1 protein-coding gene is annotated in these 430 nt (G+C 69.3%); it reads right to left on the bottom strand.

Annotated elements, in window-relative coordinates; genetic code table 11:
* A partial coding sequence (locus tag HG543_RS54140; protein ID WP_169352733.1) for a hypothetical protein occupies positions 1-430 on the bottom strand: 430 nt, incomplete at both ends.

Below are 430 nucleotides of genomic sequence, written 5' to 3' on the forward strand. Positions count from 1 at the left end.
GGCGGGTAGGGTCCCCTCCCGGCAGGTTCTCCGGCTCCTCGACCTCCACGAAGAGGTTCTCGTCGGTGCGGAAGGCGAGCTGGCCGATGCACTCCTCGGCCTCCGAGCGCAGCTGGCCCACCTTCTGCTGGGCGATCATGACCTTGGTGTACTCGTGCTCGCTGGTGGAGGACTCCCGGCGGGCGATGGCGTCCTGGAGCGTGGTCTCCGCGCGCTCGGAGATGTGCACGAGGCCCTTGATTTGGGTGAGCTTCTCGTTGGCGCAGTTGAGCTTCACCACGTCCTTGGTGCGGCGGGCCTCCTCCACCTTGCCCATGACGTTGCGCAGCACCTCGCGCATGACACCGAGGGCCTGGGCGCTGCGCGCGAGCTTCTGCGCGTCCGGCACCTCACTGGCCTTCTCGAGCGCGGGGGCCACGGGGGTCCGCGG

It is taken from the genome of Pyxidicoccus fallax (assembly GCF_012933655.1).
GTDB classification, from domain to species: Bacteria; Myxococcota; Myxococcia; order Myxococcales; family Myxococcaceae; genus Myxococcus; species Myxococcus fallax.